This is a genomic window from Sphingomonas sp. FW306-1B-B10E (genome assembly GCF_058782005.1).
This window is the reverse complement of sequence record NZ_JBYSXG010000035.1, coordinates 18,482-38,125: the sequence shown is the minus strand read 5'-3', so window position 1 is coordinate 38,125 and position 19,644 is coordinate 18,482. Positions and strand designations below refer to the sequence as shown.

General features: G+C 65.7%; 22 protein-coding genes. 11 read left to right on the top strand and 11 right to left on the bottom strand.

Translation table 11 applies throughout. The annotated features are described in order from the left end of the window. Window positions 1–9 precede the first annotated feature (9 nt). The 3 genes from AC3WJI_RS14130 to AC3WJI_RS14120 form a co-directional block, all read right to left on the bottom strand. Window positions 10–603, bottom strand: a complete 594-nt coding sequence (locus tag AC3WJI_RS14130) for a TadE/TadG family type IV pilus assembly protein (RefSeq protein WP_492757913.1) — start codon at window positions 601–603, stop codon at window positions 10–12. 89 nt (window positions 604–692) lie between these two features. Next, the gene (locus AC3WJI_RS14125; RefSeq protein ID WP_492757912.1) at window positions 693–1,307 is read right to left on the bottom strand and encodes a TadE/TadG family type IV pilus assembly protein; all 615 of its coding nucleotides are present in this window, start codon (window positions 1,305–1,307) and stop codon (window positions 693–695) included. Further along, window positions 1,307–3,349, bottom strand: coding sequence for a TadE/TadG family type IV pilus assembly protein (locus tag AC3WJI_RS14120; RefSeq protein WP_492757911.1), 2,043 nt, complete (start codon window positions 3,347–3,349; stop codon window positions 1,307–1,309). The genes AC3WJI_RS14125 and AC3WJI_RS14120 overlap by 1 nt, the downstream gene beginning before the upstream one ends. A 101-nt stretch (window positions 3,350–3,450) precedes the next feature. On the opposite strand from AC3WJI_RS14120, the gene AC3WJI_RS14115 reads away from it, so the two are divergent. Then, window positions 3,451–4,125, top strand: a complete 675-nt coding sequence (locus AC3WJI_RS14115; RefSeq protein WP_492757910.1) for a squalene/phytoene synthase family protein — start codon at window positions 3,451–3,453, stop codon at window positions 4,123–4,125. A gap of 62 nt (window positions 4,126–4,187) precedes the next feature. Beyond that, window positions 4,188–4,670, top strand: a complete 483-nt coding sequence (locus AC3WJI_RS14110) for an EF-hand domain-containing protein (RefSeq protein WP_492757909.1) — start codon at window positions 4,188–4,190, stop codon at window positions 4,668–4,670. Here AC3WJI_RS14110 and trmFO read toward each other — a convergent pair. After that, window positions 4,667–5,980 carry a methylenetetrahydrofolate--tRNA-(uracil(54)-C(5))-methyltransferase (FADH(2)-oxidizing) TrmFO gene (gene trmFO, locus AC3WJI_RS14105; RefSeq protein ID WP_492757908.1) on the bottom strand — a complete coding sequence of 438 codons (1,314 nt, stop codon included), beginning with the start codon at window positions 5,978–5,980 and terminating at the stop codon, window positions 4,667–4,669. The genes AC3WJI_RS14110 and trmFO overlap by 4 nt on opposite strands. A gap of 62 nt (window positions 5,981–6,042) precedes the next feature. On the opposite strand from trmFO, the gene AC3WJI_RS14100 reads away from it, so the two are divergent. The 3 genes from AC3WJI_RS14100 to AC3WJI_RS14090 are packed head-to-tail and all read left to right on the top strand — an operon-like array spanning window position 6,043 to window position 7,508. Further along, complete coding sequence (locus AC3WJI_RS14100) at window positions 6,043–6,690, top strand: lysoplasmalogenase family protein (RefSeq protein WP_492757907.1); 648 nt, start codon at window positions 6,043–6,045, stop codon at window positions 6,688–6,690. Further along, entirely contained in the window at window positions 6,665–7,096 is a 432-nt protein-coding gene (locus AC3WJI_RS14095; RefSeq protein ID WP_492757906.1) for a DUF488 domain-containing protein, read from the top strand. Before AC3WJI_RS14100 ends, AC3WJI_RS14095 begins: the two co-directional genes overlap by 26 nt. Before the next feature lie 22 nt (window positions 7,097–7,118). Beyond that, complete coding sequence (locus AC3WJI_RS14090) at window positions 7,119–7,508, top strand: VOC family protein (protein WP_492757905.1); 390 nt, start codon at window positions 7,119–7,121, stop codon at window positions 7,506–7,508. 146 nt (window positions 7,509–7,654) lie between these two features. On the opposite strand, the gene AC3WJI_RS14085 is transcribed toward AC3WJI_RS14090, so the two are convergent. Continuing rightward, window positions 7,655–8,716 (bottom strand): carbohydrate porin, encoded by a 1,062-nt coding sequence (locus AC3WJI_RS14085; RefSeq protein ID WP_492757904.1) that lies wholly within the window; start codon window positions 8,714–8,716, stop codon window positions 7,655–7,657. Between the two features lie 315 nt (window positions 8,717–9,031). Here AC3WJI_RS14085 and AC3WJI_RS14080 point away from each other — a divergent pair, with 315 nt between their 5' ends. Continuing rightward, window positions 9,032–10,915: a methyl-accepting chemotaxis protein gene (locus AC3WJI_RS14080; RefSeq protein ID WP_492757903.1), complete on the top strand. Its 1,884-nt coding sequence runs from the start codon at window positions 9,032–9,034 to the stop codon at window positions 10,913–10,915. A gap of 26 nt (window positions 10,916–10,941) precedes the next feature. Here the strand turns inward: AC3WJI_RS14080 and AC3WJI_RS14075 are convergent, their stop codons facing one another. After that, the gene (locus AC3WJI_RS14075) at window positions 10,942–12,306 is read right to left on the bottom strand and encodes a class II 3-deoxy-7-phosphoheptulonate synthase (protein WP_492757931.1); all 1,365 of its coding nucleotides are present in this window, start codon (window positions 12,304–12,306) and stop codon (window positions 10,942–10,944) included. A 334-nt stretch (window positions 12,307–12,640) separates the two neighbouring features. On the opposite strand from AC3WJI_RS14075, the gene AC3WJI_RS14070 reads away from it, so the two are divergent. Next, window positions 12,641–12,967: a hypothetical protein gene (locus AC3WJI_RS14070; RefSeq protein WP_492757902.1), complete on the top strand. Its 327-nt coding sequence runs from the start codon at window positions 12,641–12,643 to the stop codon at window positions 12,965–12,967. Here AC3WJI_RS14070 and AC3WJI_RS14065 read toward each other — a convergent pair. From AC3WJI_RS14065 to cysS, 3 genes are all read right to left on the bottom strand, one after another. Further along, window positions 12,961–13,896 (bottom strand): D-2-hydroxyacid dehydrogenase, encoded by a 936-nt coding sequence (locus tag AC3WJI_RS14065; protein WP_492757901.1) that lies wholly within the window; start codon window positions 13,894–13,896, stop codon window positions 12,961–12,963. The genes AC3WJI_RS14070 and AC3WJI_RS14065 overlap by 7 nt on opposite strands. Then, the gene (locus AC3WJI_RS14060; RefSeq protein ID WP_492757900.1) at window positions 13,896–14,348 is read right to left on the bottom strand and encodes a TM2 domain-containing protein; all 453 of its coding nucleotides are present in this window, start codon (window positions 14,346–14,348) and stop codon (window positions 13,896–13,898) included. The genes AC3WJI_RS14065 and AC3WJI_RS14060 overlap by 1 nt, the downstream gene beginning before the upstream one ends. Before the next feature lie 90 nt (window positions 14,349–14,438). Next, window positions 14,439–15,863 (bottom strand): cysteine--tRNA ligase, encoded by a 1,425-nt coding sequence (cysS, locus tag AC3WJI_RS14055; RefSeq protein ID WP_492757899.1) that lies wholly within the window; start codon window positions 15,861–15,863, stop codon window positions 14,439–14,441. 223 nt (window positions 15,864–16,086) lie between these two features. Between cysS and AC3WJI_RS14050 the strand changes: the two genes are divergently transcribed. The 4 genes from AC3WJI_RS14050 to AC3WJI_RS14035 all read left to right on the top strand — a co-directional run bounded on the left by AC3WJI_RS14050 (window position 16,087) and on the right by AC3WJI_RS14035 (window position 18,995). Then, window positions 16,087–16,242 carry a hypothetical protein gene (locus AC3WJI_RS14050; protein WP_492757898.1) on the top strand — a complete coding sequence of 52 codons (156 nt, stop codon included), beginning with the start codon at window positions 16,087–16,089 and terminating at the stop codon, window positions 16,240–16,242. A gap of 10 nt (window positions 16,243–16,252) precedes the next feature. Next, on the top strand, window positions 16,253–16,801 hold the full coding sequence (locus AC3WJI_RS14045; RefSeq protein ID WP_492757897.1) for an SRPBCC family protein: 549 nt from the start codon (window positions 16,253–16,255) through the stop codon (window positions 16,799–16,801). Window positions 16,802–16,910: 109 nt separating this feature from the next. After that, complete coding sequence (locus AC3WJI_RS14040) at window positions 16,911–18,095, top strand: zinc-dependent alcohol dehydrogenase (RefSeq protein WP_492757896.1); 1,185 nt, start codon at window positions 16,911–16,913, stop codon at window positions 18,093–18,095. A gap of 105 nt (window positions 18,096–18,200) precedes the next feature. Further along, complete coding sequence (locus tag AC3WJI_RS14035; RefSeq protein ID WP_492757895.1) at window positions 18,201–18,995, top strand: SDR family NAD(P)-dependent oxidoreductase; 795 nt, start codon at window positions 18,201–18,203, stop codon at window positions 18,993–18,995. A gap of 39 nt (window positions 18,996–19,034) precedes the next feature. Here the strand turns inward: AC3WJI_RS14035 and AC3WJI_RS14030 are convergent, their stop codons facing one another. Further along, window positions 19,035–19,310, bottom strand: coding sequence for a hypothetical protein (locus tag AC3WJI_RS14030; RefSeq protein ID WP_492757894.1), 276 nt, complete (start codon window positions 19,308–19,310; stop codon window positions 19,035–19,037). 75 nt (window positions 19,311–19,385) lie between these two features. After that, entirely contained in the window at window positions 19,386–19,601 is a 216-nt protein-coding gene (locus AC3WJI_RS14025) for a hypothetical protein (protein WP_492757893.1), read from the bottom strand. Between the last annotated feature and the right edge of the window lie 43 nt (window positions 19,602–19,644).

Here is a 19,644-nt window from a genome sequence, read left to right as displayed (position 1 = left end):
GCCCCCCGGTCAGCAGGTCGAAGGCGTTACGCCGGCCACTTTGTAGATCCCATTGGGATGCTGCGGGTTAGGGTTCGTGTTGCCGTTGGCGAGCTTGGTGTCGTCGCTCATGTCGCGACGGTCCCGAACCATCATCGACGCAGTCTCGGTCAGCGTCGTCGACGGCGAGAGCGAGGTTTTCACCAGCGGCTGATATTCGTAATAGACTTCGACGAACATCGTCCCGCCGTCCGGGGGCGCGATGATCTGGGGTGTCGGACCTATGCCGGCCAGATTCTTCGCGCCCGCCACGCCCCAGCTCGAAGCATGGCTGATCTTGGCTCCGCCACAGCGCTGCCAGCGGATCGTGTACTTGCCGGTATTCGTGCTGTCGGGTTCGAGTGACGATAGGATCACGCGGCCGCGGTTCAACAAGTCGAGTTCGCCGCTCTGCAGCCCGGAACCGACCAGCAGATCGTTGATGTCTGCCTCGGTGATCTTTTTTGCCTCCAGCTGCGTCCCACTGCCGATGCGAGCGGCGTTGTCGGCCACTTGAAGCGCGATCTGGCTGACCCGCATGCGCGTGATGATGTAGTTGGTCAGCTCGGCGCCGGTCAGCGACATCGCCAGGAAGATCGGCAGTGAGAATGCGAACTCGAGCAATGCGAGACCGCTTTGATCGCGACGCAGCCTATGGGCAAAGGTTCGCAGGTTCATGGGCAATTTCCTGGCTTTGGCCCACCATAAGAGCCTTGATCGGCATAAGGCTGATTGCGCAGAACCGTGGCCGCGGAAATCTTCGTCACGTCCGATCCGCCGATCATGCGATAGATCGGAAAGAAACGTGGGTAGGTCACGGTCACGGTATAGAGGGTAGAATCGCGGGCGCCGCCCTGTCCGCCATTGCCGCCGTCCGCGTCCCAGACATCATTGCCGTTGGTGTCGGTGAAGGACTCGCCGGAATCGCATCTTCCATTGCCATTGCTGTCGTTCCAGTCCTCGGCCCGGGCGGCGGCAACATCCTGGAACGTCCGATAATAGCGGCGTTTGATGTCGATGGTGGCGTTGTTGGCAAGTGCGTAGACCTGCCTCTTCACCTTGTTGTCGATCAAGGTGAGCTGCGCCTCTTGCGTCGCCGACTCGAGCGCGGAGTCACGCGCTGCTTTCTGCAACACGCCCTGCAAGACCGCGCGCGTGTAAAGCGAGTGGCCGATATCGAAGGCGCCCAACAGCACCAGGCCCATGACCGGTGCGATGATCGCAAATTCGATCACGGTGGCGCCACGAATATCCGCGTGCAGCCTGCGGAGAAGGGCCGCGCCGCCCATCAGTTGATCAACCTCAAGCCGGAGATCTGGTTTGCGATATCGCGAAACGCCTTTTGCAAGGCCGGCGGATCGCCGGCGTCGAAGAAATAGGTGCTGGCGGTGGCGCAGTTGGTGAGACGGGTCTTGGTGGCCTGGTTCACACCGGCGCCGAAGGAAATCACCCAGAGTGTGATCCGGAAGCTCGCCGGATCGCCGGGATCGGTACCGATCTTCTTCACCGCAGTGCACAAGGCGTCGAGGCGCTTGTTGATCTGCGCGTCGAGGTTGGAGCTCTCGGTACCGCAATTCGAGGCCGTGCCGACATTGTCGGTGGTGCGCCGATCGTACCAGGCGACGCCATAGGCAGAATAGTCGCAGGGATTGGCTTGCGCGAAGCCGTCAGTGAAGAAGATCAGATGCCGTTCGATCTCGCCACCCTGCGGGGTATAGGCATTTTGTGAAGCGAAGATACCCTTCGGCGACATCAGCCGCGCACCCCAGATCATGCCGATATCGTGATAGGTCTGGCCGACCGGCTGGAGACTGTCGACGTAATCGTCGAAGGCGCTGGCGGAGGGCCAGGACTGCAACTTTCTGGCGGCCGTTGGGCAGGCGTTGTTCGGCGAATTGAAGGTGCTGATCGATTCGACCTCCGACTGCGTCGCGTTCTGAAAGCGGCTGCCGCTGCTGCCGGTCACCGAGCGCAGGTAGATCAAAGGGGCCAATGCCGGCTTCCACTGAGTCTCGGGGTTGCCGTTCGGGACCATGTTCAGGTCAAGGTCAAGCGCATCCGCTGGCCGGGGATAGTAAGTCGCCGCATCCTTCGCCGTCTGGCGCTCCTCGATGCAACCGTCCCAGTTGATCGTGCGCGGGGAACCATTGGCGCCATCTGGCCAGCTGAAGCTGTTATTCCAGCCTTCACCGCCGCCCTTCAGACCACTGAAATTGATCGGTGTGCTCTCATATTTCCAGCCCTGATAATAGGTCGTCGTATCCGTCCGCTTACGGCGGCAGCTGCGGTTGTTGCCCGAGTTGACGATCCCGGTACCGTTCCAACCCCATTCGGAGCCGGAATTTGCATTGTTATCGCTGTTGAACGAAATCGCCGTGATGACGGGGGAGGGGGCCGTGCCGATAGGCGCCCTCGTCGGGACGAAGGTGCCGAACGACTGATTGTTCATGAACTTGACGCAGTCCGACTGGCTGATTGCCGCGCCATTGGAATAGACATCCCAATATTCAGTGCCGGTGATTGTCTGCGGCGAGGAAAACGTCGCCCAGCGCCGCGACTGGTAGTTGGCGGTGTCGGGGAAATACGCGTTCGGAAGCAGCCGTCCGACATTGACGTTCATCGAATAGGGCACGAATCCGAAGCGGATCTGCGTATTACTGCCGGTGCCGCCGCTTGGCGCCGGCCCATCGCAATCGGCGTCTGGAATGTCGAGGCGGGCAACGATTTCGTAGAAGCATTTCACCGCGAGGCGAAGCATCTGTATCTTGGATCCGCCGGCGCTGACGCAGGCTGCGTCGCACGCAGTGTTGTCCGGCTTGGCGGTCATCGATCCGGTGTTGTCGAGCACGAACATCACGTCGGTGTTCGGCAGACGCATCTCGGCCTCGCAGCTCACCGAAAGCGTCTCGGAGACATGGCCGAAGATGCGCATCAGGGTCATCGGCACGACGGCGGTGGCCGTGCCCGTGACCTTGCCGGCGGCTTCGGTGAAGGTGCGAACCGGGTTGGTGCCTCCATAGGCGTTGCGATCGAAATTCGCGTCGAAGAACTTCTCGGCGGTGGCCTTGGGATATTCGGCGGTGCCATTCGCGGTTTGGGACCAGCTGCCGCCGCCCATTGCCTTTCGGCCGGCGAGCGCTCCGGCGTCGCAGCCATGTTGCAGACGCGTCTTGACGATGTACATGCGGCTGATGTCGATGCCGCCGCCCACCATGCCCGCCAGCGGGATCAGCGCAATCGCCATGATCGCGAGGGTATTGCCGCGCGTGTCGCGAAGGAGCCGTTTCAGAAGCTTCCGCGCCTGCGTCCAGCCTAGACGATTCCCCACCATGTTTGCGATCCCGGTCCCCGAACGACGCGGTGTGATGGCATGCACACACCTAACGCGACCTAAAATGGGTTGGTTAACGTGGCGGTCACGGAGTCCCCATCGTGGCTGAGGATGCCGGAGCCGACCTCGAACGTTCGCTAGCGCTGTCTTACGCCCGGCCCGATGCGCGCGAGGCGCTTGCCGCGCTGCTGGCGCTGGACGACGCGTTGGCGTTGCTGCTGCGTACCACGCGCGAGCCGGTGCTCGGCCAGATGCGCCTGGCCTGGTGGCGCGAAGCGCTCGAGCGGCTGGACCACGCCCCCGCGCCTGCCGAGCCGGTATTGCGGTCGCTGGCCGAGCAGGTGCTGTCGCGGGGTGTCCGTGGGGCGGCGCTGGTCTCGATCGTCCATGGCTGGGAAGTCCTGATCGAGGAGGAGGTGCTCGATCGCGATGCGCTTCAGCGTTTCGGTGAGGGGCGTGCCAACGTGTTCGTAGCCGCGGGGGCGGCGATCCAAGCCGGGCCCGGAGACCCGCTAGCCGCGGCGGGGCAGGGCTGGGCGCTCGCCGACTTATCGCGCAACCTGCGCGGCTCGGCGGAGGCCGGCTTGGCCGCTAGCCTAGCCGCCCCGCTGCTCACACAGGCGACACGCGCACGCTGGAGTCGTAACGGCCGGGCGCTCGGGGCGCTTGCCCATCTGGCGCGCCTCGACTTGCGCCTGCCCGAGGGCGCGCAGCCGCCGATCGGCGCACCGCACCGGGTCGGCCGGCTGCTCTGGCATCGGCTGACCGGCAAGTAAGGGCTTGCCTCGGCGCGCCATAGGCGTAGCCTGCCGCGATCGACAATCGAGGGGGACCTTCGATGTGGCGTTACTTCGCAGGCGCGGGGGCGGCGGTGCTGCTGATGCTCGCGGGCATGTTCCTGTTTCGCGGTTCGGCCGCTCCGGAGTTCAGGCTGCCCGCCGCGCCGGCGGCGCGCGCGGCGGTGACGACGGCGGACGCGCCGTTGCCGGCGGACGTGCCCAAGGCGAGCGCCAAGACCCGCGAGCAGAAGCGGTTCGACCGCTACGACAAGGACCGCAACGATGCGGTCAGCCGCGAGGAATATCTGCTGTCGCGGCGCAAGGCCTATGCCAAGCTCGACGCCAACCATGACGGCCGGCTCGACTTCGACGAATGGGCGGTCAAGACTACCGCCAAGTTCGCCGGCGCCGATGCCGACAAATCGGGCACGCTGACCCGCGCCGAATTCCTCGCCACCGCACCCAAGACGCGCGCCGGCGCCAAGCCGCGTTGCGCATGTCCTGCGGCGGCCACTCCTGCGAAGGAAGAGGCCGACGACTAGGCGGCCGTCCACGCGCTGAACGCGGCGCGGGCGCGGCTGGTGTACATCAGCTTGCGGTCGGCCTTCTTCGTGCGGCCCTCGATCGGCGGGAACAGCCCGAAATTGACGTTCATCGGCTGGTAGGTTTCGACCTCGGCCTCGCCGGTGATGTGCGCCAGCAAGGCGCCGAGCGCGGTCTCGCGCGGCGGCGGTGCCAGCGTCCGGCCGGCAAGCTCCGCCGCGGCGAAGCGGCCGGCGAGCAGGCCGATCGCGGCGCTTTCGACATAGCCCTCGCAACCGGTGATCTGCCCGGCGAAGCGGATATTGGGGCGCGACTTGAGGCGCAGGGTCGGGTCGAGCAGTTCGGGCGAGCGGATGAAGGTATTGCGATGCAGCCCGCCCAGCCGCGCGAACTCGGCCTTCTCCAGCCCGGGGATCGTACGGAACAGCTCGACCTGCGCGCCATATTTGAGCTTGGTCTGGAAGCCGACCATGTTCCACAGGGTCCCCGAGGCATTGTCCTGGCGGAGCTGGACGACGGCATAGGGCCAGCGCCCGGTGCGCGGATCGTCGAGGCCGACGCCCTTCATCGGGCCGTAGCGCAAGGTGTCGACGCCGCGCTCGGCCATCACCTCGACCGGCATGCAGCCTTCGAAATAGGGGACATCCTCCCATTCGCGGAATTCGGTCTTTTCGCCCGCAATCAGCCCGGCGTGGAAGGCGAGATACTCGTCCTTCGACATCGGGCAGTTGATATAGTCCTTACCCTCGCCCTTGTTCCAGCGCGACTGATACCAGGCGGTGGTGAAGTCGATACTCTCGAAGTGCACGATCGGGGCGATCGCGTCGAAGAAGGCGAGCTGCTCCTTACCCGTCGCGCTGCCGATGCTCTCTGCGAGGCCGGGCCCGGTGAGCGGGCCGGTGGCGACAATCGTCAGCCCCTCGGCCGGCAGCTGGTCAATGCGTTCGCGGACGATGGTGATGTTGGGATGGGCTGCCAGCGCCGCCGTCACGCCGTCGGCGAAGCCGTCGCGGTCGACCGCGAGCGCCGAGCCGGCGGGGACCTTGTGGATGTCGCCCTGCGTCAGGATCAGCGAGCCGAGGTCACGCATCTCCCGGTGGAGCAGCCCGACGGCATTGCGCTCGGCATCGTCGCTGCGGAAGCTGTTCGAACAGACCAGTTCGGCGAGGCGATCGCTCTGGTGCGCGGGGGTCATGTCGCCCGAGCCGCGCATTTCGGAAAGCTTGACCTTGTAGCCCGCCGAAGCGAGCTGCCATGCGGCTTCGGAACCAGCGAGACCGCCGCCGATGATATGGATGTCGTGAGTCACGCCGGGCGAATAGCCCGATGTGCAGCACATGACAAAGGGCAGGGCGGCGCTATGCTCGCGCGATGAAGTTCGGTGCGCATCGTCTGCTCCTCCTCGCCGCCTTGATCGCGGGGGCGAGCTATTATGCGGCGCAATGGATCCCCGTCGCGCCGGCGCTCCATGTCGCGTGGAAGGGGGCGGGCGTCGGGTTGCTCGCGCTCTGGGCGGCGACGCAGGCGCGGTCGGTCGACGGTTGGCTGATCGCCGGGGCGCTGGCGCTGGGCGCGCTGGGCGACATTTTGCTCGAGACGCACGGCCTGACGATCGGCGCGATCGCCTTTCTTGCTGGCCATGTTGTCGCGACATGCTTGTACCTGCGCAATCGCGCCGGCGCGGCGTGGCAGGCGGCGTTGCTCGCATTGGCGGTGACGGCGACCGCCTGGGCGCTGCCCGCGGATCGGACTGCCGCACCGGGGATCGCCTTGTACGCCGCTGGGCTGGGCGCAATGTTCGGCAGCGCTGCGACAAGCCGCTTCCCGCGGGCAAGCGTCGGCCTGGGCGCGGCACTGTTCGTGCTTTCGGACCTGCTCCTCTTCGGGCAGCTCGGGCCGCTGGCCGGGTCGCCATTGCCGGTGCTGCTGATCTGGCCGACCTATTTCGCCGGACAGGCGTTGGTCGCCTGGGGCGTAGTGCGGAGCTTGACGGATGAAGATCTTCACGATCGGCTATGAAGCGACGACGATGGACGAGTTCATCGCCGCGCTCCGCAACGCCGGCGTCGAGCGGGTGATCGACGTCCGCGCCGTCCCGCTGTCGCGGCGTCCGGGCTTCTCGAAGAACATACTCGCGGCGAGCCTGAAGGACGCCGGGATCGACTATGTCCTGCTCAAGAATCTCGGCACGCCCAAGCCCGGGCGCGACGCCGCCAAGAAAGGCGATGTCGCGACGCTCACCGCAGTGTACGAGACGCAGCTCGGCCTGCCCGAGGCGCAGGCGGAGGCGGCGAAGATGCGCGCCCTGGCCGCCGAGAAGCCGAGCGCGTTGCTCTGTTTCGAGCGCAATCCCGAACATTGCCACCGCACCCTGTTGCTCGATGCCGAGGGCGAAGGCATGGAGGTCGTCGACTTGTTTCCCTGAAGCCCGGAAAGGAGTGCGCCTCATGCTCGACCATGTCGGCTTCGCCGTCTGCGACCTCGCCAAATCGAGCGCCTTCTACGCTGCCGCACTTGCGCCGCTCGGCATCGCCGAGCTGATGCGCGTCGGCCCCGAACAGACCGAGGCCGAAGGCACTGCGATCGGATATGGCAAGGACGGCAAGCCCTTCTTCTGGATCGGAGATAATGAGCGCGTCGGCCACGGCACCCATGTCGCCTTCGCCGTCGAGAGCCGCGCCGAGGTCGACGCGTTCCACGCCGCCGCGCTCGCCGCGGGCGGCACCGATCACGGTGCGCCGGGCGTCCGGGCGCACTATCACCCCGATTATTATGCCGCGTTCGTGCTCGATCCCGACGGGCAGAATATCGAAGCGGTCTGCCACCGGTCCGAATGAAAAAAGCGGGGCGGCCGAAGCCGCCCCGTAGTTCGGGGAGAGCCGGCGCAGAAGGAGGGGACCTAGCGCCGGCAGCGCTCCAATGGCGGGATCGTGTTACGGCGGTGTGTCGCTTTGTTGCAGCGCCGCGAATTTGTTCTCGGGTCTCAGCCCCGGGTAAAGGTCAAGCGCAGACCGAACACGACGGTGCCTCGGCTCTTGCCTTCGCCATAAGCGCGCCGGACATATTGCAGGTCGGGTTGCAGCGAGACCCAGGGGCCCAGCTTGTCGGAATAGGTCAGCTCGAGGCCATATTCGGCCGGATCGGTCCGATAGCCGTCATCCTGGAGGACTCGGCGGAAGCCGCGCGACAACAGGCCCTGCTGGATGCCGAACGACAGCTGCCCCTCGGACCGGCCAGGGATCGGCGCGAGCAGCAGGACGCCCGCCTGGAAGCCGCCGCGGAACGGCGTGGTCTTGCCCTCGGAGAGGCCGACGCGCAGGAAGAGGTTGGCGGCATGGGCGTCGTCGCCGGCGATGCGGTGGTCGGCTAGCAGATAGGCGCCGTGGGCGACGCGCTTCACCGGCAGGCCGTCGGGGCCGATCGCGTGGACGTCGTCCTGCTTCTCGGTATAGCGCCAGACGCCGAGGGCGAGCTTGCCGGACGTCGCCACGCCAGCCTCGGCGATGAGGAGCGCACCGTCGCGCATCGAGAAATCGACGCCGTCGGGATCGCCGATCACGCCGGCCTTGGCGTCGACCACCGCGACCTTTGCATAGCCGGATTCGCCGAGTTGCAGCGCGAGCCGGGCGGTCAGCGCGGTCGACGGGAAGATCGACGGCCCGTTGGGGCCGGTCGCCGCGAGCTCCGAGCCGATCCCGAAGGCGGGGGCAACGAGCAGGCCCGCCGAGTCATTCTGGTAGAAATCGGCGTTGAGGTCGGTGAGGCCGAGGCGCAGGCTGCCGCGTCCGCCGGCGAACGCCTGTTCGAGCCAGGCTTCGTACAGCTTCACGCGGTGCGCGGCGACTTCGATATTGTCGGTGCCCTGGAGCGTTCCCGCGGCATTGTTCGGCTGGCCGCCGCTCGTTCCGAGGAAATGGACTCCGGCGGTCGTGCCGCGCGCGCCGATCAGGCGATCGAGATCGAAGCCAGCGTTCAATTCGGCGTCGTGCACCAGAAATGTTCGGTTGCCGTCGGCGCCCTTGGCGACATGGATCGTATCGACCACATATTTGGCACTGATCTCGATAGGAGGAGTAGGGGCGCCCTCCGCCTGTTGCGCATGTGCAGCACTTGTCGATACGGCCGCGATTACGGATGCAGCGCCGAGCGATCGATATAGTAAACTGCGCATTTACCTAGAGTCCGAAAGACAAATTTGAAACGTTCAAAGATGAGAACTCTATTTTAGGTCGCTTTGTTGAAGTTCAGCCCGCTGCGTATTCCTACGGAGGGCTCGGTTTGGCCTATATCCCATCCTATAATGATCTCGGGCCGGTCTCCGGCGCTAGGACATCTGCGTGCAGGTGGATCGGGAGCATCAATGAAACACCTCGCCAATATGCGGATCGCGTCGAAGATCCTGCTCGCCGTGCTTCTGCTCGGCGCGCTCACCTTCGCCGTCGCCGGCGCGGGGTCGCTCCAGATCACGCGGCTCTCCGCGACGACGGGTGGCCTGATCAATGACCAGGCGGAAAGCCTCAAGCTGGCATCGGCGGCGAACGAGAAGCTCGCGCACCTCCACCAGCTCTGGCTGGAGCGCCTGATCGAGACAGACACCGACAAGCTCGGCCATCTCCGCAGCGAGATCGCCGGCGATCGCGCCGAACTCGGCAAGCTGCTGGGCGACCTCAAGCCGTTCATGAGCGGCCCGGACGTGACCGATTACGACGCCATTCAAGCCGGGGTGTCGCAATATGATGCGCTGATGGCACCGGTGGAGCAGCTCGTCACGAGCGGAGATCGGCGCCAGGCGGAGACGCGGGCCCAGGATCAGGGCGGCGATCTCTATGCGAAGATCGACGGCGCGTTCAACAACCTCGTCGATCGCCAGGACAAGGACCTCGACCAGGGCGCTGAGGACGCTGCCGCCAGCGCTAGCAGCACGACCTTCTGGATGCTCGCCGCGTCGCTCGGGGCGCTGATCGTCGTCGCCATCGGCACGCTTACGCTGGTCCGCAAGACGATCACCGGCCCGCTCGGCCAGAGCGTCGAAGTGATGGGCGCGCTCGCCAAGGGCGACAACAACATCGAGGTGGCCGGCGCCGAGCGCGCCGACGAGGTCGGCCAGATCGCCAAGGCGCTGATCGTGTTCCGCCAGGCCGCGATCGAGAAGGCTGCGGCGGATGCCGCCAGCCAGGCCGCCGAGGCCGAGCAGAAGATCGTGGTGGAAACGCTCAGCAGCGGGCTGGAGCGCCTGTCACGCGGCGATCTCACCACCGATATCCGCACCGAATTCTCGCCGAGCTATGCCGCGGTGAAGACCAATTTCAATGCCGCCCTCGTCAGCCTGCGCGACCTGATCGGCGCGGTGGCCGAGAGCACGACGAGCATCCGCACCGGCTCGAGCGAAATCGCCCAGGCGTCGGAAGACCTCGCGCGCCGCACGGAAGCCAATGCCGCAAGCCTGGAGCAGACCTCGGCCGCGGTCACCCAGATGGACCAGCGCCTCAAAGCGACCGCAACCGCGGCGACGCGTACGGTCGAGCGCGCCGACGGCGCGATCGGCACGGTCTCGGCGGGCCGCGGGATTGCCGACGAAGCGGTCCAGGCGATGAGCCGCGTCGCGGATGGCGCCAAGGGCATCGACAGCGTGATCGAAGGCTTGGACAAGATCGCGTTCCAGACCCGCGTTCTCGCGATGAACGCCGCGGTCGAGGCCGGGCGCGCGGGGGAAGCGGGCCGGGGCTTCGCCGTCGTCGCCGATCTGGTCTCGGCGCTGGCGATGCGCTCGGAAGAGGAAGCCGCCCGTGCCCGCGACCAGCTTACCGCGACGCAGACCGACATCGTCGCAGCCGTGGAGATGGTGCAGAAGGTCGACCATGCGCTCGCTGATATTTCAGGCGGCGTTGGCGAGGTGCATGCCCTGCTCGGCCAGATGGCCAGCGACAATCAGGCCCAATCGACCGCGATCACCGAAATCTCGATCGCGATCGGCACGATGGACCAATCGACCCAGCAGAATGCCGCGATGGTCGAAGAGACGTCGGCCGCTGCACGCAACCTCAGCTCGGAAGTCTCGGTGCTCGCCGATCAGGCCGGCAAGTTCAACATCGGCAATGGCGGCTATGTCGCGGCGGTACGCTCCCCAGCGACGAACCGGAGCCCCGCGCGTGCGAAGCCCGAAGCCTATGTGTCGCCGGTGCGGCCGCTCGCGGCTGCGCCAGTCGCGAGTAGCGCGGGCGCGGACGGCTGGGCGAGCTTCTGAGCGCGTAGCGTCCGGGCAGAAGCGGCTCAGGCCGCTTTGCGCCGCTCCGCCATTTCGGCGTTGAGCATCTCGGCCAGCAGGAACGCCAGTTCGAGGCTCTGGCCGGCATTGAGCCGCGGGTCGCAATGGGTGTGGTAGCGGTCGGCCAGCGACTGCTCGGTGACGTCGATCGCGCCGCCGGTGCATTCGGTGACGTTCTGGCCGGTCATCTCGGCGTGGATGCCGCCGGCAAAGGTGCCCTCGGCGCGGTGGACCGCGAAGAAGCCGCGGACTTCGGCCAGGATGCGTTCGAAGGGCCGCGTCTTATAGCCGTTGGCGGCCTTGACGACGTTGCCGTGCATCGGGTCGCAGCTCCACACCACCGGATGCCCCTCGCGCTTGACCGCGCGGACCAGCGCGGGAAGGCCCTTCTCGATCTTGTCGTGGCCGTAGCGGGTGATCAACGTCATGCGGCCGGGGACGCGCGCGGGGTTGAGCGTGTCGAGCAGGCGCAGCAGCGCGTCGGGCTCTAGGCTGGGGCCGCATTTCATCCCGATCGGATTGCCGATGCCGCGGAGGAACTCGACATGCGCGCTGCCCTCGAAGCGGGTGCGGTCGCCGATCCACAGGAAATGCGCGCTGGTGTCGTACCAGTCGCCGGTGAGGCTGTCCTGCCGCGTGAGTGCCTGCTCATAGGGAAGCAGCAGCGCTTCGTGGCTGGTGTAGAATTGCGTGCCCTTCAATTGCGGGACGGTGTCGGGATTTATGCCGCACGCCTCCATGAAATCGAGAGATTCCCCGATTCGGTCGGCCATTTCGGCGAACTTCTTCGTCCAGGGGCTGCGGCCCATGAAGTCGAGCGTCCATTTATGGACCTGATGGAGGTTGGCATAGCCGCCGGTGGCGAAGGCGCGCAGCAGATTGAGCGTCGCGGCGGACTGGCTGTAGCCCTGGACCATGCGCTGGGGGTCGGGGATGCGCGACTGCGGGGTGAAGGCGATGTCGTTGACGTTGTCGCCGCGGTAGCTTGGCAACTCGACGCCATCGATCGTCTCGGTATCGGCGCTGCGCGGCTTGGCGAACTGGCCGGCCATGCGGCCGAGCTTCACCGTGGGGAGCTTCGACGCGAAAGTGAGGACCACCGCCATCTGGAGGATGACGCGGAAGGTGTCGCGGATGTTGTTGGGATGGAACTCCGCGAAGCTCTCGGCGCAGTCGCCGCCCTGGAGCAGGAAGGCCTCGCCGCGCGAGACCTTGGCGAGCTCGGTGGTGAGGTCGCGCGCCTCGCCGGCGAAGACCAGGGGCGGGAAGGACGCGATCTGCGTGGTCGCGGCGTTCAGCGCGGCGGGATCGGGGTAAGTCGGGAGCTGGCGCGCCTCGGCCTGCGTCCAGCTGTCAGGGGTCCAGCCCATGGTCTGCTCCAGGTTGCGGACATGGACGTACCAGTCCTGGTGATGCGCGATGCCATTGGCGGCGATCTGATTAAGCACTGCGGCGGACGCACGCTTGCCGTCCTCTTCCCAGCCCTGGACGGTCGATCCCGGCGTGTCGAACCAGGCGCCGAAAGCGGCGCGGGACAGGGCGCGTTCCTCGCGGAAGCGACGGATCTTGGAACCGGCGAGCGTCGTCATGATGCGGATGCCTTACCCTTGGCGGGTAAATCTTCGCAAGGGGAAAGTTACCCTGGCTGGGTAAAGGAGCGAAACGGCATGGCTTCGCGTTGATGCAGCAACGAAGGAGAGGCGCATGGACGGCGTGTTGAACATCGACTCGGAGGACGCGCTCGACAACGAGTTCGTCATGGACGCGGAAATCGAGGATGCCGACGATCATGACTATGTCCCCGATCCGCGCTCCTTATGGGGATCCGAAGCGGCGCGGGCGATGCTCGTGGTACTGACTCGCCGGCTCGGCCCCGATTTCGCGCGCGAAGTGAGCGACGAGATGGCGGCGCGGACCTTCGCCTATCAGGCGGGCTGCCCCGACGACCGCAGCGACGGCAAGACAATGGAATATCTGCTCAACGACGCGTTCTGGGACCGGCTGTTCGCGATGAAATCCCCCGCTCAATAGCCGGCGGCGAGGTCAACTTCGTTCTTGAGCGGGCGACCGTCGAGGAAAGCATGCAAATTCTCGACGAACAACGCGGCGGCGCGGACGAACATCCGGGTCTGGCTGCGGCCCGAGAGATGCATCGACAGGATGATGTTGGGCGTGGTCCATAGCGGATGTTCGGGCAGGAGCGGCTCGGGGGTGACGGTGTCGAGGAACGCGCCGGCGATGCGGCGCTTGGTCACGGCTTCGATCAGTGCTTCCTGGTCGATCAGCTCGCCACGGCCGACATTGATGATCCAGGCCGAGGGCTTCATCGCGCGGAGCTCGCTTTCGCCGATCATCGCGCGGCTCTGATCGGTGGCGGGGGCAGCGAGGAAGACCCAGTCGAATTCCGAGAGGCGATCGCGCCACGCATCGGGGCCGATCGTCCCTGGCGTGCCACTGCGGGTGACTCCGGTGACGGTCACTCCGAAAGCGGCCAGACGCTCGCCGATCAACCGGCCGATCGTGCCGTACCCGAGGACGAGCGCGTTCGTCTCGAACAGTTCGAGTTTGCCTGGCGCCTCGAACGGCCAGACACGCGTGTCGGCGATGCGGACGACCTGGTCGTAGCGCTTGGCGGCGACCAGCGCGCCCATCACGGCATATTCGGCGACGGTGTGCGCGTTGACTCCGCTGCCGTTGGTGACGCGGGTGCCGCGGGCGCGGAGTGCATCCTTGTCGAGCGGATCGAGCCCGGCATAAATCGTCGAGAGCCATTGCAGCTTTTGCCCAGCCGCAACCGCGCGCGCCCAATTGGCCGGGCCATTGCTGTCGACCCAGCCGATATCGGCGTCGGCGACCATCGCGACCGCCTCGTCGAGGTCGGCGAACCAGTGCACGTCCAGCCCCGCCGGCAGCTGCGCCTCGACCAGCGGCCGGGCGAGCGCGGGCAGGACGAGTTTCATCAGGCGTAGTGGCGGGTGTAGCGGTGGTCGAATTCGGCGTCGGACATGATCAGATAGCGCACCGCATCGATGAACGCCCACAGCCCGGTGACGAGCAGCCCGACGATGGTGATCGACATCACGACCATCAGCACCCCGGTGCCGTTGCGGCCGAGATAGAAGCGATGGATGCCGAGCGTGCCCAGGAAGAAGGCGAGCAGGGCCGCGACATATTTGTTGCGATCATTGGCCCGCGGCTGGCGCGCAGGCGCAGCGGCGAGGGCTTGGGCTTCGGGCAGGCGAAAGATGCGGATCGCGCGGCTGCCCTCGATCGCGAAATCGACGCGTGCGCCGACCGCGGGGCCCTTCTCATCGCTCCAGTCGCCCGGGCGGAAGGTGTAGCGCTGGCCGTCCTCGCCCGAAATCTGCCCGTCGCCGCTGGTGCGATCGACGCCCAGTACCTGTCCCCGCATGCATGCCTCCCGTGTTGCGCACTTTTTGGGGAAGGCGGCGTGGGGAGGCAAGGGGATGTCGATAAAATCCTCCCCGTGCCGGGGAGGGTGTTAAAGCGCCGGCTTCCAGTCCCAGCCCAGGGGGTCGCCGTCCATCACCTCGACACCGGCCGCGGCGAGTTCGTCGCGGATCGTGTCGCTGCGCTGGAAGTCCTTCACGGCGCGTGCCTGCTGGCGTTCGACAAGGCGGTCGCCGATCTGCTCGGCAGTGAGCGTGACACTGGTGGGGCGCATGCGGAGTTCCTCGCGGGTCAGCGCGAAGAGGTCGAGGCCGAGGACGTCGTCAAATTCCGCCAGCGCAGCGAGGCGGTCGGCGGGCGACAGCGTCTTCTCGGCCAGCAGCTCGTCGAGAATGGGCAATGCCTTGGGGGTGTTGAGGTCGTCGGATACGGCTTCATCGAGCCGCTTGATCCACGGCGCCGGCGCAGTGCCTTCGCCCTGGGCTCTTGCCTTCAGCGCGGCCACGGTCATCACCAGCCGCTTGAGCCGCGTCAGCGCCGCCGCGAGGTTCTCGGCGCTGAACTCGAGCTCGCTGCGATACTGCGCCTGGAGGCAGAGCAAGCGATAGGCGAGGGGGTGAACGCCTGCGTCGATCAGCGACTGGAGCGTGGTGAAGCCGGCCTTGGACTTGCTCATCTTGCCCTGGCGATCGACCAGGAAATTGTTGTGCATCCAGAAATGCGCACCGGTGTCGCTACAACCGCAATAGGCTTGGTTTTGGGCGATCTCGTTGGGGTGGTGGATCTCGCGGTGGTCGATCCCGCCGGTATGGATGTCGAACGGCGCGCCGAGATATTGGAGGCTCATCACCGAGCATTCGAGATGCCAGCCCGGCGCACCCTTGCCCCAGGGGCTGTCCCATTCCATCTGGCGCTGCTCGCCGGGGGGCGACTTGCGCCAGATCGCGAAGTCCTGCGGGTGGCGCTTGCCTTCGACCGCTTCGATCCGGCCCTCGCGGGTGTCGTCCTGCGATCCGGCGAGGCGGCCATAATCGGCGACGGTGCTGGTGTCGAAATAGAGGCCGGTGTCGAGCTCGTAGCAATGCGGCGCAATCTGCTTGGCGAAGGCGAGCATCTCGTCGATATGGTCGGTGGCGACCGACCAACGGCTGGGCTCGCGGATGTTGAGGTCGGCCACGTTCTGTTTGAACGCCGCGGTATAGTGTGCGGCGATGTCCCAGATGCTCTTCGCCTGGGCCTTGGCGGCGGCTTCCATCTTGTCGTCGCCGGCATCGGCGTCGCTGGTCAGATGGCCGACATCGGTGATGTTGATGACGTGCGTGAGAGGATAGCCCTTCCAGCGCAGCACTCGGCTAAGTGTGTCGGTGAAGACATAGGCGCGCAGATTGCCGAGATGGGCGTAATTATAGACCGTCGGCCCGCACGAATAGACGCGCACGCCCTTGGCGGGATCGAGCGGGGCAAAGGGCTCGAGGCTGCGCGTAAGCGAATTGTAGAGTGTCAGGGCGGCGGACATGCGCTGCCCATAGCCGCTCGATCTCGCCGCGTCATCCATGCTCCCGCGTCAGCTCGGCACCAGGCGGGTGACGATGGTTTCATGCGAGCGCCCGCAAATCGGCCGGGAACGCCCTTCGTTTCCGGGGGTTAACCCTCCCGAAGCACCCGCCTTCCTGCGGGAGCCTGAAAACTGATTTAGATCAGTCGGATAGCGGGGCTCTCGCTTTCCGAAAGGAGGGAGCATGTCGAAGGATCTTTCCGAAGGCGGCGCCAAGGACGAGAGCGCCGAACTCGAGCCGGGATCCGATCCCGCGCTCCAAAACGAGGGCCGCCAGGCGGTCAAGAACCAGGGCAAGGCCGAGCCGGAGGATTATCCCGGCCGTCACGAACAGAATTGAGGAGCCGCAGATGAGCGACATACGCGATGACGCGCCGTCTTACGTGTCGAAGGACAGCGACGTGCAGACCAGCGCGGCGCAGAATGGCGAGGGCACGGTGTGGGGCCATACGGTCACGATCATGCGCCCGCGCGAAGAGCTATACGCTTATTGGCGCGACTTCGGGAACCTCGCGACCTTCATGGAGAATATCGTCTCAGTGGACGCCGTCGATTCGACGCGCTCGCACTGGACGGTGCGGGGTCCGAACGGGAATTACGAATGGGATTCTGTGGTGACCGAGGAACGTCCTGGCGAGCTGATCGCCTGGGAAGCGCAGGGCGACGTCAAGAATAGCGGCCGCGTCGAATTCCGCGACGGCCCCTCGGGCCACGGCACGCACGTTCGCGCGGTGCTGGCCTACGACCCGCCCGCCGGGTTCATCGGCAAGGCGATCGCGACGCTGACCCAGAAGGAGCCGCAGACCTCGTCGCGGCGCGACCTCCGGCGCTTCAAGCAATTGATGGAAACCGGCGAGATCGCGACAACCACGCCGCCCAATCGCGAGCCCCATTCCTGATGCCCTCACCCGTTCGCCCTGAGCTTGTCGAAGGGCGGGCTCGCGATCGTGAGCCGGGCTTCGACAAGCTCAGCCCGAACGGTCTTTCCAGCTCTACCGGAGAAGTTTGATGCGCGCACTCACCTGGCACGGAAAGCACGACGTGCGGATGGAGACGGTCCCGGACCCCGAGATCCTCAACCCGCGCGACGCGATCATCAAGATCACTTCGACCGCGATCTGCGGATCGGATTTGCACCTCTACGACGCCTATATCCCGACCCTCCAGAAAGGCGACATCCTCGGCCATGAGTTCATGGGCGAAGTCGTCGATGTCGGCCCCAAGTCGACGCTCAAAAAAGGCCAGCGCGTCGTGGTGCCGTTCACGATCTCGTGCGGGCAGTGTTTCCATTGCTCAAAGCAGCAATATTCGGCGTGCGACAACGGCAATCCGGCCGAGAACCAGGATCTCGGCATGGAGCTGTACGGCGAGCCGATGTCCGGGCTGTTCGGCTATACCCACCTGACCGGCGGCTATCCCGGCGGGCAGGCCGAATATGTCCGCGTGCCGTTCAGCGATGTCGGGCCGATCGTGATTCCCGACGGCATGCCCGACGACGACGTGCTATTCCTTTCGGACATCCTGCCGACCGGCTGGATGGCGGCGGAGAATGCCCAGATCGAGCCGGGCGATACCGTCGCGGTGTGGGGCTGCGGCCCGGTCGGGCTGTTCGCAGTACAATCGGCGTTCAAGATGGGCGCAGAGCGGGTGATCGCGATCGATCATTTCCCGCACCGGCTCGAACTCGCCAAGCAGTTCGGCGCGCTGACGATCAATTACGAGCAGACCGACACCTATCATGCGCTGATGGAGCTGACCGGTGGGATCGGGCCAGACGCCGTGATCGACGCCGTAGGCCTGGAGGCGCACGGTTTCTTTGCCGATAATGTCGTCGACCAGATCAAGGCGTCGACCTTCCTCGGCACCGATCGCCCGCACGCTTTGCGCCAGGCGATCGTCGCGTGCCGCAAGGGCGGGCGCGTCTCGATCCCCGGCGTCTATGGCGGGTTTGTCGACAAGTTCCCGGCCGGCGCGATGATGGAGAAGGGACTGCAGGTGCGGACCGGCCAGACCCATGTCCAGAAGTACCTGCCGCAACTGCTCGAGATGATCGGCAATGGCGAGCTCGATACCACCTTCCTGATCAGCCACCGGCTGCCGCTCGAGCAGGCGCCCGAGGGCTACAAGATGTTCAAGGACGAGCAGGACACCTGCACCAAGGTGGTGCTCAAGCCGGGCATGGTTGCGGCGTAATCGAAACCGTCATCCCGGCGAGCGCCGGAACCTCGTGCCGCGGGCCGTGTGCGCGTCGCCTGAGGTCTCAGCTTTCGCCGGGATGACGATCATTGGAGAGAGACGATGGCGAACAAATTGGCAGTGATCACCGGCGCCTCGACGGGCATCGGACGGGAAATCGCGAAGCTCGCGGCGGAGGAAGGCTATGACCTCGTCCTCGTCGCGGACGAACCCCAGATCGATGCGGCAGCCGGCGAGCTGAACGGCTACGGAGTCGACGTGCAATCGCTCGAGGCGGATCTTTCGACCTTCGAGGGCAACGATCAGTTGCTCGCCGCAGTCGGCGGCCGGCCGATCGATGTGCTGGTGGCGAATGCGGGGCGCGGGCTGGGGCAGGGCTTCCTCGTCCAGGACGTCGCGGCGTGGCGCAAGGTGATCGACACCAACGTCACCGGCACCACCTATCTGCTCCAGAAGGTGCTCCAGCAGATGGTGACGCGCAACGAAGGCAATGTGCTGATCACCGGTTCGATCGCCGGGCTGATCCCGGGTGCGTGGCAGGCGGTGTACAACGCCACCAAGGCCTATCTCGACAGCCTGTCTTACGCCTTGCGCGAGGAGGTAAAGGACACCGAGGTCAACGTCACCGTGCTGATGCCGGGGCCGACCGAGACCGAATTCTTCCACCGCGGCGACCTCGACAACACCCCTGTCGGCCAGGCCGAGAAGGCCGACGCCGCCAAGGTGGCGAAGGACGGATGGGACGCGATGAAGTCGCATACCCCGCATGTCGTCTCGGGGCTGATGAACAAGCTTCAGGCGGCGATGAGCCACATCACTCCCGACACGATCAACGCCAAGCTGCACACGGCGCAGGCCAAGCCCGACGATGTCGAGGAAAGCCGCGGCGGGCTGTAAGGCGCATTCCTCCCCGAGCCTTGCTCGGGGAGGAATTTCTCAGACGGTTTCTTCCTGCCCGATCGCGGCGCGGACCATCGCGTTCCAGATCTCGGCGGGGTCGCTGCCCGCGGCGCGGCCGGCCTCGACCATTTCGGGGGTCGGCTCGCGCAGGGTGCGGAGCACCGACATCGCGCGTCCGCGCTCCTGCTCCCACACCGCGTCGACCGCGCCGCCGGCGCTCTCATCCCGTCCCTCGCCGTTGATGCTCAGCGCCTCGGCGGCGATCACGCGGGCGATTCGCTCGATGGGCGAGGTGACGGAAATATCGGTCATTATGGGTTGCTCCTGGCGCGGGTTCTCGCGTCGTGCAACGCGTGCCGCGACAGCGGCGTTCCGGCGTGCCGCGTTTCAGGCGGCGAGGGGAGGCACCGTGCGCGGTCGCACCCCGTTGCCCGAACTGGCTCCGGCGATCAGCGGCAGCGCGGTACCGCAGAATGCGCATTCGGCCGTGAGGCGGCCGATCATCCAGTGCGACTTGCCGCAACCGGGGCAATGATTGGGCTCCTGCGGATGATAGGCGATTCGATACCCTGACAGCGCCTGGCGAATGCCGAAATCATACATAGCTGCTCTCCCCGTACTCGCAGCTGAAACGAGCGAGAAACCA

Coding starts and splice junctions, on each gene's coding strand:
- AC3WJI_RS14035 (WP_492757895.1), top strand. CDS start 18,201: ATGGCGAACAAATTGGCAGTGATCACCGGCGCCTCGACGGGCATCGGA.
- AC3WJI_RS14070 (WP_492757902.1), top strand. CDS start 12,641: ATGGACGGCGTGTTGAACATCGACTCGGAGGACGCGCTCGACAACGAG.
- AC3WJI_RS14110 (WP_492757909.1), top strand. CDS start 4,188: ATGTGGCGTTACTTCGCAGGCGCGGGGGCGGCGGTGCTGCTGATGCTC.
- AC3WJI_RS14100 (WP_492757907.1), top strand. CDS start 6,043: ATGAAGTTCGGTGCGCATCGTCTGCTCCTCCTCGCCGCCTTGATCGCG.
- AC3WJI_RS14025 (WP_492757893.1), bottom strand. CDS start 19,601: ATGTATGATTTCGGCATTCGCCAGGCGCTGTCAGGGTATCGAATCGCC.
- AC3WJI_RS14090 (WP_492757905.1), top strand. CDS start 7,119: ATGCTCGACCATGTCGGCTTCGCCGTCTGCGACCTCGCCAAATCGAGC.
- AC3WJI_RS14130 (WP_492757913.1), bottom strand. CDS start 603: ATGTCGCTGACCGGCGCCGAGCTGACCAACTACATCATCACGCGCATG.
- AC3WJI_RS14125 (WP_492757912.1), bottom strand. CDS start 1,307: ATGGGCGGCGCGGCCCTTCTCCGCAGGCTGCACGCGGATATTCGTGGC.
- AC3WJI_RS14050 (WP_492757898.1), top strand. CDS start 16,087: ATGTCGAAGGATCTTTCCGAAGGCGGCGCCAAGGACGAGAGCGCCGAA.
- AC3WJI_RS14080 (WP_492757903.1), top strand. CDS start 9,032: ATGAAACACCTCGCCAATATGCGGATCGCGTCGAAGATCCTGCTCGCC.
- AC3WJI_RS14030 (WP_492757894.1), bottom strand. CDS start 19,310: ATGACCGATATTTCCGTCACCTCGCCCATCGAGCGAATCGCCCGCGTG.
- AC3WJI_RS14095 (WP_492757906.1), top strand. CDS start 6,665: ATGAAGATCTTCACGATCGGCTATGAAGCGACGACGATGGACGAGTTC.
- AC3WJI_RS14040 (WP_492757896.1), top strand. CDS start 16,911: ATGCGCGCACTCACCTGGCACGGAAAGCACGACGTGCGGATGGAGACG.
- AC3WJI_RS14075 (WP_492757931.1), bottom strand. CDS start 12,306: ATGGGCTGGACCCCTGACAGCTGGACGCAGGCCGAGGCGCGCCAGCTC.
- AC3WJI_RS14045 (WP_492757897.1), top strand. CDS start 16,253: ATGAGCGACATACGCGATGACGCGCCGTCTTACGTGTCGAAGGACAGC.
- AC3WJI_RS14120 (WP_492757911.1), bottom strand. CDS start 3,349: ATGGTGGGGAATCGTCTAGGCTGGACGCAGGCGCGGAAGCTTCTGAAA.
- cysS (WP_492757899.1), bottom strand. CDS start 15,863: ATGTCCGCCGCCCTGACACTCTACAATTCGCTTACGCGCAGCCTCGAG.
- AC3WJI_RS14065 (WP_492757901.1), bottom strand. CDS start 13,896: ATGAAACTCGTCCTGCCCGCGCTCGCCCGGCCGCTGGTCGAGGCGCAG.
- AC3WJI_RS14060 (WP_492757900.1), bottom strand. CDS start 14,348: ATGCGGGGACAGGTACTGGGCGTCGATCGCACCAGCGGCGACGGGCAG.